Source organism: Pseudoalteromonas sp. ASV78 (assembly GCF_047806705.1).
Classification (GTDB): domain Bacteria; phylum Pseudomonadota; class Gammaproteobacteria; order Enterobacterales; family Alteromonadaceae; genus Pseudoalteromonas; species Pseudoalteromonas prydzensis_A.
Map to the genome: position 1 here is coordinate 953,648 of NZ_JBLOPA010000002.1, position 14,446 is coordinate 968,093.

Here is a 14,446-nt window from a genome sequence, read left to right on the forward strand (position 1 = left end):
TTAATTTTGCCGTTTTAATACAGTTGAGTACCCGCCAACTAAACATTTTTCCATTGCGAGATTGGGGTTTACTTGGCTTTGAAAACCAAATTGTTGATAAAGCGAATGAGCGTCTCTTGTTGCCAGTGTAAAACGGCGCAACGATTGCAACTCAGGGTGGCTCATTACATGATCCATCAGCGTTTTACCCAACCCTTGTCCTCTAAATTGCTCTAACACAAATACATCCAATAAGTTGGCGAAAGTAGCTCGGTCAGTCACCACTCTTGCAAATGCCAGCAGCTGGTTATTTTCAATTAATGCAAAGCACAGTGAATGTGCGAACGCTTTTTCTAACCGTTCACGACTAATGCCTTTACTCCAATAACTTCGCTCAGATAAAAACTCAAACGCTTGGGTAAATTGTTGTGCTGACAATTGCTGAGTAAATTTCATTTCAACTCCTTATAACGTGTTCGATTTTGATATAAAGACTAATGGTATTGATGCCGCAAGAAATAATGACATAACCCAATTAAAACGTTTAAAGGTAGTTGGCTTATTTAAAAATTGTCGCATGTATTTGCCAAAGTTCACCCAAAACAAACCTGAGCAAGCCGCGACAAGATTAAAAATAACCACGCCCAAAATTGCAGAAGGCCAATAGGCGCTCCCAGGTAAAGTAAGTGCGGTACAAAGTGTCATTAACACGGCATATGACTTAGGATTGATCAACTGAAAAAGCATGCCTTGGTAGAAATTTAAAGGCCTCGCTTGAGCATTCTCTCCTTTCATTTGAGAGCTACTAGCCACCTTGTATGCTAAATATAAAATATAACCACTGGCACAAAGCTGTAGAAAAAAATGCAGTTTTGGCTGCATTAAAAAAAGTTTTCCTAATCCTAATAGCATTGCTAAATGCATTATCGTCATACCAGCTCGAATACCCAATAAGTGCGGCAGGGTTTTAGTCACGCCAAAATGTGTGCCTGAGTGAGTAAGCAAAATGTTATTAGGCCCCGGCGTGATTGACGCAGCAAAACAAAATAGCATGAGAGCAGGTGCAAGCTCAAAAACATTAACTGTATTCATAATGATTAATTGTATTGATACAATATTATGGTTGTTTAATAACTATTAATTGTCATAATTATATAAAATCATCAACATTTTTATTGTTATGAATACAATTTACAAACCTGATCACACTCTGTTTAGTCGCCTATGTGACACCCAACCCAAATATCGCGCATTAGCCGCTTTAATTGAACACGCTATTGACAGCAAAATGCTGTCCTTTGAGCAAAAATTACCGGCCCAACGGCTACTCGCTGACAGCTTAAATATTACACATGGCACAGTAACTCGTGCTTATGCATTGCTTGAGCAACGAGGATTGGTTACTGCAAAATTAGGGGCTGGCACCTTTGTAAGTAAAGTAGCGGAGTTAAGTCATTTTGAGGGCGACACAGACTTTGCCTCAAGCATGCAACCGATGATGGGGCAACAGCATGTTATGACGAATGCCCTGCAATCGTTGTCAGAGGATCAAAGTGCATTAACAGATGTGATGGTTTATAAACTCAATGGGCTTGCCTCACATCAGCGATTTTTTAAACAATGGCTGGCAAATAAGGGGTTTGATTGCTTAAATCATCCACTGATATTTACCCAAGGCGCTCAGCAAGGAATATTCACAACACTAGCAACCTTGTGTGAAAGTGGCGATACTGTCATCACAGAATCTATGTGCTACCCAGGTTTTTATCATGCCTGTCACTCACTTAAACTATCATTAGCGCAAGTCGATATGCATAACGAAGGAATTGATCTTAACCAAATTGAAGCCTTGTGTAAGTCGCGCACAATTAAAGCGGTGTATATCACACCAAACTGTCAAAACCCCACAAATATTCGCTATAGCAGTGACAATTTAAACGCCCTGCTGGCGCTGAGTCGCCGGTATAACTTTTTCATCATTGAAGATGACGTAAATTACTGTTTGCCTGAGTATTGGCGATTACCATTATGGCAGCAAGCACCTGATCGGGTGTTTTATATTTCAAGCTTTTCAAAATATTTTGCAGGCGGGCTTAGAGCCGGTTACTTGTTGCCTCCGATGCTTTGGGAGCAACCGATTTTAAAACAACTGCATAGCGAATGTTGGGCTGTTTCCTCAATGAATTTTGAGTTAATAATGCGCGCCATTAAAAGTAATGAGTTTACTTATAATCAAACTAAGCTTGCAGATGAGATACGCTATCGTATTGAACAAATAAAAAAGCTGCTTGAAACTTATGAGATAGATGCTCAGTTTGCCAGTTTAAATGTGTATATTCCCTTAGCCCAGTCGCAGAATATGTTTGAGTTTTGCGGCGTATTAAAAGCGCATAAGGTAATAGTAAGGACGTTAGACGCCTTTATCCGCGACGTTCCAGCCCTAAAAGCGGATAGTCCAAATGGTGTTCGCCTCACCCTAGGCGGGCCTGCAACTCGAGCTGAGTTTGACTTAGGCGTAACCCGCGTAGAAGCCGCTTTAAAGCAATTTAATCAAACATTTGAGGTGGTTATTTAAAAAATGGGATATACATGAGCTCTCCATAATGTGAATAACCACAGTATTTAGACAACGTAATACTTCTAAATAATATAAATGAATCCAACCCCTTGTATTTTCTTCTAATTCAAAACACCTTACCTAAAATATGCAGCAAATTACCATCAACTGATTGTTAAAACCACAGAATTCAAGTAGCCTATCGCGCTCAAAAAGGAAGTGAAGTGATAAAGGAGATATCAATTGGAATCGATCCAACAAACACTACCACGGCTAAGTTCTAGTACATTAAATCTACAACAAGAATTAAAGCAAAACGATATAATTATCGGCTCATTAAAGGAGACTGATAATGCCAACTAAACGTTGCCCGCACTGTAAAGATCACCCTTTGGATATTACTCATTATCAAGGTGAAGAGATAGATATCTGTCGCGAATGCGGTGGCTTATGGTTTGAAAAAAATGAAGTAAACCGTATGATTGCTGAGATAAACGAAGGGCCAATCGGTGAAAAATACGAAACTCATTTTGGTGAATCATTAGGTATTTCCAAGCTTGACTGCCCTGATTGCAATAAGAATCTTGAACGTTTTCATCTATTAGAAGATTTTCATACTGAGATTGATGTATGCCGTCACTGCAATGGCAGTTGGATTGAAAAAAATCAATTAGAAAGTGTCGAGCATAGCCCTAAGCTCAAAGCCAGCCTCGATAAACTAAATAAAACAATCAGCTGGAAAACCTATCTCTTTCAGTTTTTAACGCAAATGCCTGTTGAATATAATCTCAAACCCAAACAAACACCGTGGGTTACGCGCAGTTTAATCGCTTTGAACGCAATTATTTTTACGCTGTACTTTTTTAACACAACTGCGTTTGCAATGACGCTTGATTTATTTGCTATGAATCCTAGTAAGTTATCGCAAGGCGAACACCTTTGGACGGTTGTAACTTGCGTATTTTTACATGGCTCTATACTGCACTTAGTTGGCAATATGTACTTTTTGTATATTATCGGCGACAACCTTGAAGATGTACTTGGTCATAAAAAGTTTCTGTTTTGGTATATGGTTTGTGGTTTAGCGGCCTCCTTTGCAAGCTTTATCGTTCAGCCAAGCTCCACCATTCCAAGCGTTGGTGCCAGTGGTGCAATCGCAGGACTATTTGGCATGTACTTAATGTGGTTTAGACACGCCAGTCTTACTTTTATGTTTATAATTTATCAAAAGAAATTATCGGCAGTGTGGTTTTTTGTTATTTGGTTAGCAATCAACATTTTTGGCATGCTTGCAGCACCCGACGGCGTTGATTATGGTGCGCATATTGGTGGCTTTATCGCAGGATTGTTAATTGGCTTTGTACTTAAATCAAAAATTACTGAGCACAATCCTATTCTTAAATTACTAAACCAACCCGAAGCACAAATAAAACGCTAGCAATAGCTACAACCTTCCTATCGATGATCGGAAGGTTGCTTTATTTACTTATCCGTGCTGACTTTACTAATAATCACTTGGCACTGCGCTTCGCTCATAAACTTTGGCACCGGATAATTCCAATTTGCCTCTGCTATGGCTGACTTCGCTAATAAAGGGATGTCAGTGCGTTTAACTTCTTCTAAGTAGCGTGGAATTGCCAAATCAGTGAGTAACTGCTCGAGTGTAACTAAAAACGTTGCGGCTTTCTCAGTGCGCGTTTGCTGCAAACTGGTTAGCTGACAATAATCAGCGATCTCCGCTAATTTATTATCTATAGTACTGCCATAAAAGCGCAAAACCGGCATCAATACCACACTGTTAGCCAAGCCATGCGCCGTACCATATTGAGCACCAAACTGATGGGCAATGGCATGAACATAGCCAACCGATGCGCGAGTAAATGCCTGACCCGCATAAAATGAAGCTAATAGCATATTTTCACGCGCGGCTAAATCATCACCATTTTTATATGCGATCAGTAAATTTTTTAAAATAAGCTCAATCGCCATCAATGATCGTTTATTACTAAAGGCCAAACCATTAATACCCACATAGGCTTCTATTGCATGCGTAAGCGCATCAATACCTGTAGTCGCTGTGATATGTGCAGGTACTGATTGAGTAAACTCAGGGATCAATACAGCGTCACTTGGTACTAAAGTAAAATCTGTTGCCGCATATTTTTGCTGCGCACTGGGGTCATTAACCACTGCCGCTACCGTTGTCTCTGAGCCTGTTCCTGCTGTTGTTGGAATAGCGCACAAAGTCGGGAGCTTGTTGATAACTTTAAACAAACCTTTGAGCTGGGCAACCGACTTATTAGGTTGAACCGTTCGAGCAGCAATTAGCTTGGCACAATCAAGCACTGAGCCACCACCTATCGCGATAATACATTCACATTGATACTGTCGGTAGAGTAATAACCCGTCTTCAACGTTGTTGACCGTAGGGTTAGCATTTACATCACTAAATAACTGCCAAGGGATTTGCTGTTCATCGAGGTGAGCAAGAATAGGCTCAATCACCTTTAAATTTTTTAACGTGTTATCGGTTACAACAAAAATAGGCCTAACGGGTTTAAGCAATAGCAGCCATTGTTTAAACCCCGCAATACCTTGATATAAAGTAGGATTTGGAATGCCAATAAAGATAACGATGCATTTTAAAATAAAATGGTAACCACGATAGAGAATACGCATAAGCTCAAAGAGGGTTATTCTATGTCAGCTGATAATGCACCAATCTACATGAATTGCCAATAATAGACACCGGTCAAAACGCTGCAATTAATCAAAATGGTTAACCAAAGCACAGCAATAAATGCCCGTTTTTGCGATTTATGCCTTAACCATTGCTGGGCAATAAGCGCTCCCGGCCAACCACACAATAAGGCTAAAATATGTAAACTGCGCTCCGGTACTCTAATAGGTTGCTCAGTTGACTCTATTGCTAACCGTTTATCCCATTTATACACTAAAAACGTAATACTACTCATAGTGCCGTAAATACTCGCCACAAAATAAGGCCAATAGCCAAGCAGTCCGCCAATCACTAATACAGCTAAAAAACTAACAGAAAAAAGCAATAATGTTTTTTTAATCAAAGAACTCTCGCCTATACTACAATAAAATAACTCTAAAAATAGGCTGCAATTATGTCATATCTAAAAACACTTTTACTATCTTTTTGCTTGTTCTGCGCTGGGGCTAGTCACGCCCAAGCGACTGATTTAGCGCCAGAGCTGGAAGTATTTAAACCCTACCTTGGTACATGGCAAGCTGATTTTGATGTTGGCGATAACAAACCAAAAATTCAAGATGTAGGCCGCTGGGAACGTGCGCTCAATGGTAAAGCCATTCGAACCGCTCACTCTATTAATGAAGGAGAATATGGCGGTGAATCAATGATTTTTTGGGACAGCAAAAAACAGTCATTGGTATTTTATTACTTCACCACCGCAGGTTTTTATACACAAGGCACTATGAACGTATTGAGCCCAACTCAATTTGTGGCGTACGAAACGGTAACAGGGTCTAAAGAAGGGATCACAAAAGTTAAATCGACCAGTGATTTTAAAGATGGCCAATTTATCGTCTCTACCTCTTATTTAAAAAAAGGCGAATGGACAAAACCTGAAAAACGTATTTACACTCGCAGTAACAAACAGGTTATTTTTAAATAAAAAACCAGCAGCTAAGATCTACAAAGCGCATATAGATTGAGTTAACTATTAGGCGTATTTACAAGGGCTGTTTTATAACTAAACAGCCCTTTTGAAAAATCAACCTAAACCATTTAAGCCGTCTTTAGCTGCTTGATATAAAGCACCTAAGGTTGAATCGAAAACCCAACGAATAAAACTGTAAGTTAATTCTACGGCTGTACTAATAACCTTTCCGGCAAACACTAACATATGTCCGAGTAAACCGAGTGTTTGTGATGCAAAAGAAGCCGAGGCTTTCGCTATTTTATCTAAAGTGCGCGCCAACATATCGTAAAAGGTTAAACCTGTGCCAATACTTGCTTGTGCAACAACAGCACTGTAATAACCCGCATCTTTTAATAAAGTGATTAAGGCCGCACTTAATTTATCTGACCAATGTGAATTAAATGAAGCTTGATTCCTGTCTGCAAAATCTAAACGTACAGGCGTTGCTAAAAAGTGATTAGCTTGTACGGTTAAATTTCGCCAATCATTGCTATTGGCGGTGTTGATATAGCCAGGTGTGCCATTTAATTTATGCGCAGCTCCTTTTAAGCCTTGGCCATTATCCAGACGGATCTCTTGGCCATTATATGGTACGTGTGCAAACGGCCATAATGGCACTTTAGCAACAGGATCCGCACCATGTGTGCAGCGATAAACCTTATCAATCCTTGATGTTGCGGCTCTGGCAAAACCATCTAAACCTACTCGAGGTGAGCCAAAGGTATAAAGCTTAACAGGCAAAGAGTATTCAGCTTTGATCCAGTCCGCAGATAAACTCGCTAAAGCACCACCTAAGCTGTGGCCAACAACATGAACACAGCCATTAATTTTATCTCTAATATTAGCAGTAATAAATTCTTGAAGTGCCGGTTTCATCGTATAAAACGTTTTATTAAACCCAGCATGCACCATGCTACCATTTGAGCCACCACTTAAACCAAAGTTGCCATCAGTCAAACCATCACGTAATGACGCTGTGCCTCTAATAGCAATAACGGAGTCACCTTTAAAAGCACCTTCCCCGTGTCCAACTAATCCAAAGCCAGTGCTTAAATTAAATAAGTGTGAAAAAAAGCCACCCGATACACCTTGTATCGCGCCCGAATTAACAGAAAAATTAAAATTTCCACGCAAAGAGGAATGTAAAAGCCCATTCACTAATTTTGTGCTTTTCATTTCTTTTGCGTCATAGGCTAAAGACGCCAATTGCACTGCTTGTGTAGGTGTTAAAGTATTCATATAAGTTCCCTTTAAATGATTATGTCAAAAGGTTAAAGTTTGCATGATGTATAGATTGCGAAAGTATGACTTGTATCTTCTTTAATAGGTATATCGTATGTCTTTGGTTGTTCAGAAACATCACAAACTAAATCTGCAAGTAGTCTTTCTAATGTTTCACTTTGTTCATGTAAAATAACTCTAACAGCCCACAAAACAATACCTTCAGGTGTGCCATTTTCTAAATAGATGTGCTGAATCAACGATTCATTATCAAACATGCTAGAAGGTTTAGCCGTTTTAATGGTTTTTTCTGCAAAAGAAAAATAACCACTCGCATCCGTTATTGCTTCATCTACATATTCATCACCATAAGTGAGTGAACGAATAACTTTAGTGTTAGCAATGGGCTGCCCATTATCCAATAACTGCCCTTTTACAGGAGCTGATAAAACAAATTCTTGTTTATTAAAAAAACCAAACATATCTGCCAAAGCCTGTGTTGAAGTAAAAAAAACAATGGTAATAGATGCAATTACCAATAAAGAAACTTTTAAACGTGTTAACAAGATACACAATCTCCTTAAACTAGCCTCACAATACACTTTCCATATTGCTGTTTAATAGTGTTTTAGGCTCTACATTATTAAGTTTTAAGCTTAATGGCATTACCGCCCGACTAAAATCAATTCTAATTAGGTACAAGGTTAACTGCAAGTGTTTAGCATAAAAAATGAGCATTAATAATGACACTTAACTAAAAAACACCTCATAAACAAACTTACAAATCACACTAAACCCAAGCCCCATCATCAATATATAGCCATACAAAAACGCAATAGCTCCACCTGATGCATCCGCTATTTTATCTATTTCGATACACATAGAACAAAAAATGAAAAAGATAAAAAAGTTAGCAATTAATCCTAAAATAAAGGCATCACCAAATAAGGGGGAAATACCCGCCAATAAAGCACAGAGCATAATGAGTATGCCTGATAGAGCATCTTTTAATGAAAACTTATGCTCGATAATTTTGAGTACTAAGGTCACTACCATTAATGCTAAAAAATAAACCGTAGGCTTAAACTGGCTATACAAATAATCCACACTAAACATTTGGCTAATCGTCAATGAGGGTTCTTCTGCTGGGTTTAAATTTTGTGTTATCGCATGTGTAGAGTCATCGGTAAAAAAATAAGCTGTCGCAACAATAATTAACTTTATTATTCCAAAAAAGATAAAACTTGCGACCACAAACCCTATTGAGTCATCTCTGGTCAATCGCTTGTTTGCTTTACTTTCTACAATTTTAGCTAGCAATACACCCAATAAGCACACACTACCTAAATAAAGCAGTGCGACCCAAAACTGATCAAGGTAAAAAACCGATAAACCTGGGGCGATAAATAAAAACATTGAATCTTCATTATCTAACGAGCTTTTGGGCTCAATACTGTGTTTTGACTGTTTAAAAAGGGCTAAATAAACAAATAAAGGCTGTAAAAACAGCATTAAAATACAGGTGTTTATGAGTGTCATTGATCATCCTTGATTGCAGCCAAAACAATACTCCCAGTGTTTTGGTTAATACTTAACTAATTAGCGATTTATTTTTTGAAAGTAGGTTTTCAGCTTTAATAAACCCGACTCAAGCTCAAACTTTTGTATTTTAGGGTTTTTAAACTTAAACCCGTTTGAAACGTGGGTATTAATCATCGTCGCCATGCCTTCAAAGCCCGTGGGCGCACTTGCAACTAAATCGCTAAGTAACGGCTGAATAAGCGGTTGATGCTCTTCAATTAAGTTAGGGTTCTCGTATATATCGTATACAAGATTGGTTAGTGTTTGTTGGTGTTGTTGTTCCATAATTATTTCTATCCCCCTTAAATTAAGGTGTTCATAGCTCCTTACTAATTTCAATTAAATCTGTCGTGTTAAAATTAATCTATAAATTACTAAAATCGTAGTTTATTGATATGAATCTATAGATATACCCGCTTCTTGCATTTGTTTTTTTAATATAGCGTCTTTACTTTCAATATAATTACTTTCATCTAAAAAACGTTTTTGTTCAGCTGCCTTTTCAAAATCACCTAACTCTGTATATATCAAATAGAGATCTTCATGAGTGCTGGCTACTCTCATTTCTTCCTCTTCAATATCTTGGTTGTCGTTTAAATATTGATTATATAAAGCAATCGATTTGTGCAGATCCTGAGTAACAAAACGTCCGGACTCGTATAAAAAAGCCAATGCTAAAACCCCATCCGGATCACCATTTTCAGCATGTTTTTGAGCTTCAGCGATATAACGACTTCCATCACCTGTATGTAAACCTATAACTTCAAGTGCCTGCCAGTACCCCATTTCATAAGCTCTTTCACACCACATTTCGAGCTGTCTAGGCGCATACATCAAGCTTTTTTTGCATTGCAGCATCACTGTATTCTTAGGCAAATTAGGATCATTAATATCATGCTCTGGAAAAAAAGTTCCAGCTAATAAGCGGGAGCTTAAAACTACTGTACAGCACACAAGAGTCACTATTATTTTGTTCACAACTATATTCCCTTGATTAAATGCTATTCTCTGGTAAATGCACTTGATAGCTTTTTACTGCACTTTTAAATGGGAAGCCTTCTCTATAAAAATATTGGCGTTTAAGCTCTATTTTTTCATCTGAGTAACCTTGGCAACTCCTTTGCGAGTAACATGCAGTTCCACCAATGAAATCTATAAACCTGATAGTTGATACACCACCCACCTTAACAAGAGTATCTAGCCCCTCCTGATAACCAGCAGCCCTTACTGCATGCCAACGATGCATATAAGCAACTACACGATTTTGATTCGACTGATTTAAGATAGCATTTATATTTTGAGCCCAAACCAGATTCCTTACTGTGTGACTATCAAAGCATCTTTTTGCTTCAGCATTATCAAAACCACAGGATGAATCAATTACATCCATCTCTTCTAAGGTCAAATCCAAAGCTATAATTTTTAAACCGACTTCTCTCGCGGCTTTGACTAATTCACCGTAAGCTTGAGGTACTAAATAACCCCTAGCCCAGTATTCATCAAAGTATTGTTGAATAAAATTGAAGCCGCTGCCTGTGCGTTGATAAAACTCAACTTTATCTTGCATAGAGCGAGGTAACATTTCTATTGCAAAGTGGGTAAAACCTGCAGCTTTTAGTTGCTTAAGCGCCTTAATCGCTTCATATTTGTAAATTGCGGGATTATGGCTTGATTCGCCCAGCATAACTAGACGAGCATTGCCGGCCATTGTTTTGTAATTTACATCCGTGTTTATTTTATTCATTACCTATCCTTGTTTTTATCTAAAGTCTTTAAAATAATCTTCGCTATCTTCTATCTCATAAATTTCAAAATCATGTTCCCATCTACAAATACTTGAACCATCAAACTCCAAATTTGGATTTTCATGATTAGGAAAAGCAAAGTTTACTTCTGTAGAATCTAAATCAGCATTTAAACTGCTCAGCTTTTGTTTGTATTCACTAGGCTCACTTATTCCGCTTAGCTTTGAACCCCAAAGCTTGTATTTTTTATCAGCATATACAGCCGTAATAGTTTGATAAGTAACCTCATGTGCAAACATATCACCGGGTATTTTTGACTCAATAATCACTTCGGGCAAACAAAAAGTGCCATCAGGAGCTGTTGCTACCTGATCTTCTTTTTCAATTTTGTGTGCAAATTCCAAGCTGCGGTTAATTAAAACACCTTCAACAGGAATGCCGTTTAAAGTGATTATCCCTTTAACTTCAGAGCACATGTGTACACTGTATTTTTTTATTAAACCAAACATAATGACTGTAACCCTTAGTATTATTGACACCTTAGTGTGAAGCACTTTTCACTAATGAAAACGACTATTTCTTAAGTTTTATAAGCCTTACTTTTTTAAAGTAAACAAACTCCAGTATCTATCAATATTATCTTTAGTTTTAAACTGCGTAATACTCAAAATTTAGGGTGAGTCTCTCTAATTTATTTTTTTCCTCTAATTCTATCGTTCTGAGCGTTGGCAAGAAAGTGGGGAGAAATCTGTATTTTCAATCTTAATTGAGCAATTCATATTAACCACATTTTGACTAAGCAAAGATAGTTCCAACTCAAATGTCAGAGTCTGAGATTCAATATTCAAATTGTAAACATCTAAAAATGTTAATTTTTTAAAATCGTGTGTGACTTTTAATACCTCGTCATATACATCACAGACATTCTTTCGTTTAATAAGCTCATTGCTACCTGCTTCTAAAATCTCTAACCGTAAACATGGAAAATCACTATCTGGATGAAATTTTATCCACCGAAATAAATTATCATCAACCCTTTCAACATTCATCTCCACAACATCAAGACTCACAAATGTTTTGTCATCATTACTCTCAGATTCAGTACAAAAGAAAATTAAAATAAAATATATGCTAGTAATTATTAGTTTCATCATACACCTATGAATTTATATACTTAGTACGAGCCTGCTGCCTAGTTAGTGGTACACCACCTCAGTTAGCACTTTTATTAATTTCAGTTTTAAAAGAAATTAAATCATTATTCGCAACATGCTTTTGTAAAACTTTACGGCTAGCAGGGTGGTAATCTCCTCTGAACCTTAAATCTATTAGGACATTTTTTATCTTCGAATTTAAATTTAGCCAATCTGTTTTTCCATATGTTTGACTTGTTATAGTTTTATTACATATCCGCTTTACGTCTGCTTCCATTTCTTTATAGACAATTTCAAATAGCTTTAATTGAACTTGCGGTGCCACTTCAAAATCTAGTAAGTCTTTTTCTATAACAAACTGCTTAGCTGCATTACCCATTTTACCCGCAGCAAGGGCTATAACATTAACTACTTTATTATCTATGCCTGATTGAATAAGATGACCGCTAACTTTGGAAAATGTCTTATCACGCATATCATAACCCCGGCCAATGGTTAGCCCAGATCTATTTGATGGAACATGAAAACAGCGGCTGTGGTATAGCCCACCTTCGGTGCCTTCTGCATCCCATGTTAAAATGCCATGAGTTGGTTTAGTTATTGAAACTTTAGTATAAGTACTAGACAAAAACTCAACTAACTTTCTAAAAGTTCCCCGATTAGCAGAAACTATGCCATCAGGATTCCCCATTTTTATAACTCTTTTTTGAAAGTGCTGAATTAAATCTATAAAGTTATTATCTACCTTACTATTTGCAATAGGAGGTAATCCCGCTTTACGCGCATAAGCATTTAAGAGTGAACGAATCAGTTGTACGTCGGCCAATTTATTTGCTGAATTTACTCCAACATTGGCAGTCATATTTAAGTTAAACATGAAATTCCTTTTCTATAAAAATGTATTATCTTAATCATTTATATCAATGATAATTGTGCTAGTGTGTACTTTTAAAATTTATTTAAATTGAGTTTAAAAATAAGAACACTTGGTTTTTTGAATAAAAAGATCAAGAAAACACAGCGCCTGCTTGACCGGAACTTTCTAATGGGTGACCCGGTTAGTTAGTGTTTGTTGATGTTCCATAATTATTTCTATACCCCTTAAATTAAGGTGTTCATAGCTCCATTTGTATATCAATATTTATTAAATTATTTATTTTGGACTAAAGCTTTTTTCTTTCGCTAATTCTAACAAATTAACAGCTTGTGTTTTATCGAAATCAAGTGTTGAGTTGTCAACAACATACTGAGCATGCTCAGTTACTGCAAGCCAGTTTTGTTGCGTATTATATAGTTTTGCTAACTCAAGATGAGCTCTAATCGACAAAGTATCTACTGTCTCGACGTTTAATGCTAAAAGCTCATAGTATATTGAAATTGCTTTATTAATATCTTTCTCTACAAATTGTCCATCGCTGTATAAAGAAGCAAGTGTAATGTATCCACTTGGCTCATTGTTTTTAACACGCCTTGCTGCTTCATTTACTAAGCGAGTCCCATCACCTGTATGTAAACTTAAAGGCATTAAGCCTCTCCAGTAGCCCATACTTACGGCTTTTTCACACCATTCCTCAAGCAGCTCAGGCGCATTAATTAAACTTTTATGGCACTGTTGAGCAACAACTTTAACAGTTAGCTCTGGATCATTAATATCGATTGAATCGTCCCATCGAGGTCCTGCTGAATTGACATGAAATGCAACCAAAAGAGAAATAAAGAACAATACTTTTACCATGTTAAAGCACCTTCCGGAGATATCCTTTTTTGCGGAATATGAACAGTAAAAGAAAGGACAGGCGAAACTTTAAATGCCCCTTTACGATAAAAATATGTCTCTTTTAATGATTTATCTTGATCTGATTGTCCCTTACAAATATTCGTGTCTGAACAAGTAATTCCACCAATATAATCTATAAGACGAATATTATGTATTTGCATATTAAGCATTAATTGATCTAAGCCAAGGTGATAATCACCAGCTTTAAAAGCATGCCAACGATGCATGAATGCGACAATTCGAGATTCTTTATTTAACTTCAAACTGTTTTGTAATATATCAGCCCACATTTCATTTCGTTTAATATGAGATTCTGAACAAGAGCCTGTTTCTGCTTTATCCCAGTTACAGCTGCTATCAATTTCATCCATCATTTCAATTGGCATATCCAATGGAATAATTTTCATACCGAGAGAGTTGGCAGCTTTAACTAATTCTGCGTAACCCGTGCTCGTTGCATTATTCCAATTCCACTCTTTTTTAAAGTGTTGCCTGATAGCATCAAACCCTTTACCAGTTCGTTGATAAAATTCTATTTTTTCTTTTATTTTTAAAGGAAGCATCTCCATTGCAAAGTGTGTGAATCCAGCAGCCTTTAGCTGTTTTAGTGCTCGTATTGCTTCATATTTATAAGAAGCGGGATTGTGGCTAGATTCAGCAATAATAACTAAACGAGCATTGCCGGCCATTGTTCTGTAATTTACATCCGTGTTTATTTTATTCATTGTATTTCCATATAAGTT

18 protein-coding genes are annotated in these 14,446 nt (G+C 37.1%); 3 read left to right on the forward strand and 15 right to left on the reverse strand.

Features of this window, described 5'->3' with window-relative positions:
- Complete coding sequence (locus ACMVDV_RS22080; protein ID WP_416159692.1) at positions 1–435, reverse strand: GNAT family N-acetyltransferase; 435 nt, start codon at positions 433–435, stop codon at positions 1–3.
- 9 nt (positions 436–444) lie between these two features.
- Positions 445–1,071, reverse strand: coding sequence for a LysE family translocator (locus ACMVDV_RS22085; protein WP_416159693.1), 627 nt, complete (start codon positions 1,069–1,071; stop codon positions 445–447).
- Between the two features lie 88 nt (positions 1,072–1,159).
- Here ACMVDV_RS22085 and ACMVDV_RS22090 point away from each other — a divergent pair, with 88 nt between their 5' ends.
- Positions 1,160–2,554, forward strand: coding sequence for a PLP-dependent aminotransferase family protein (locus ACMVDV_RS22090; protein ID WP_416159694.1), 1,395 nt, complete (start codon positions 1,160–1,162; stop codon positions 2,552–2,554).
- A gap of 334 nt (positions 2,555–2,888) precedes the next feature.
- Positions 2,889–3,974: a rhomboid family intramembrane serine protease gene (locus ACMVDV_RS22095; RefSeq protein ID WP_416159695.1), complete on the forward strand. Its 1,086-nt coding sequence runs from the start codon at positions 2,889–2,891 to the stop codon at positions 3,972–3,974.
- Positions 3,975–4,018: 44 nt separating this feature from the next.
- Here the strand turns inward: ACMVDV_RS22095 and ACMVDV_RS22100 are convergent, their stop codons facing one another.
- Positions 4,019–5,215 (reverse strand): iron-containing alcohol dehydrogenase, encoded by a 1,197-nt coding sequence (locus ACMVDV_RS22100; protein ID WP_416159696.1) that lies wholly within the window; start codon positions 5,213–5,215, stop codon positions 4,019–4,021.
- 44 nt (positions 5,216–5,259) lie between these two features.
- Positions 5,260–5,619, reverse strand: a complete 360-nt coding sequence (locus ACMVDV_RS22105) for a DUF1294 domain-containing protein (RefSeq protein ID WP_416159697.1) — start codon at positions 5,617–5,619, stop codon at positions 5,260–5,262.
- A gap of 51 nt (positions 5,620–5,670) precedes the next feature.
- Here ACMVDV_RS22105 and ACMVDV_RS22110 point away from each other — a divergent pair, with 51 nt between their 5' ends.
- Positions 5,671–6,198, forward strand: a complete 528-nt coding sequence (locus ACMVDV_RS22110) for a hypothetical protein (protein ID WP_283708945.1) — start codon at positions 5,671–5,673, stop codon at positions 6,196–6,198.
- Between the two features lie 99 nt (positions 6,199–6,297).
- Here the strand turns inward: ACMVDV_RS22110 and ACMVDV_RS22115 are convergent, their stop codons facing one another.
- The 11 genes from ACMVDV_RS22115 to ACMVDV_RS22165 all read right to left on the reverse strand — a co-directional run bounded on the left by ACMVDV_RS22115 (position 6,298) and on the right by ACMVDV_RS22165 (position 14,428).
- Positions 6,298–7,464: a lipase family protein gene (locus ACMVDV_RS22115; protein ID WP_416159698.1), complete on the reverse strand. Its 1,167-nt coding sequence runs from the start codon at positions 7,462–7,464 to the stop codon at positions 6,298–6,300.
- A 32-nt stretch (positions 7,465–7,496) separates the two neighbouring features.
- Positions 7,497–8,012 (reverse strand): DUF6795 domain-containing protein, encoded by a 516-nt coding sequence (locus ACMVDV_RS22120; protein ID WP_416159699.1) that lies wholly within the window; start codon positions 8,010–8,012, stop codon positions 7,497–7,499.
- A 184-nt stretch (positions 8,013–8,196) separates the two neighbouring features.
- Positions 8,197–8,985 carry a hypothetical protein gene (locus ACMVDV_RS22125; RefSeq protein WP_416159700.1) on the reverse strand — a complete coding sequence of 263 codons (789 nt, stop codon included), beginning with the start codon at positions 8,983–8,985 and terminating at the stop codon, positions 8,197–8,199.
- A 60-nt stretch (positions 8,986–9,045) separates the two neighbouring features.
- Entirely contained in the window at positions 9,046–9,312 is a 267-nt protein-coding gene (locus ACMVDV_RS22130) for a hypothetical protein (RefSeq protein WP_304182491.1), read from the reverse strand.
- A gap of 102 nt (positions 9,313–9,414) precedes the next feature.
- Entirely contained in the window at positions 9,415–10,005 is a 591-nt protein-coding gene (locus ACMVDV_RS22135; protein ID WP_416159701.1) for a hypothetical protein, read from the reverse strand.
- Positions 10,006–10,021: 16 nt separating this feature from the next.
- Complete coding sequence (locus ACMVDV_RS22140) at positions 10,022–10,771, reverse strand: ChaN family lipoprotein (RefSeq protein ID WP_416159702.1); 750 nt, start codon at positions 10,769–10,771, stop codon at positions 10,022–10,024.
- A gap of 15 nt (positions 10,772–10,786) precedes the next feature.
- Positions 10,787–11,281 (reverse strand): DUF6795 domain-containing protein, encoded by a 495-nt coding sequence (locus ACMVDV_RS22145; protein ID WP_416159703.1) that lies wholly within the window; start codon positions 11,279–11,281, stop codon positions 10,787–10,789.
- A 201-nt stretch (positions 11,282–11,482) separates the two neighbouring features.
- Positions 11,483–11,926 carry a hypothetical protein gene (locus ACMVDV_RS22150; protein ID WP_416159704.1) on the reverse strand — a complete coding sequence of 148 codons (444 nt, stop codon included), beginning with the start codon at positions 11,924–11,926 and terminating at the stop codon, positions 11,483–11,485.
- A 58-nt stretch (positions 11,927–11,984) separates the two neighbouring features.
- Complete coding sequence (locus tag ACMVDV_RS22155; RefSeq protein ID WP_416159705.1) at positions 11,985–12,803, reverse strand: hypothetical protein; 819 nt, start codon at positions 12,801–12,803, stop codon at positions 11,985–11,987.
- 276 nt (positions 12,804–13,079) lie between these two features.
- A complete protein-coding gene (locus ACMVDV_RS22160; protein ID WP_416159706.1) occupies positions 13,080–13,661 on the reverse strand; it encodes a hypothetical protein in 582 nt (193 codons plus the stop codon).
- Entirely contained in the window at positions 13,655–14,428 is a 774-nt protein-coding gene (locus ACMVDV_RS22165; RefSeq protein ID WP_416159707.1) for a hypothetical protein, read from the reverse strand. Before ACMVDV_RS22165 ends, ACMVDV_RS22160 begins: the two co-directional genes overlap by 7 nt.
- Between the last annotated feature and the right edge of the window lie 18 nt (positions 14,429–14,446).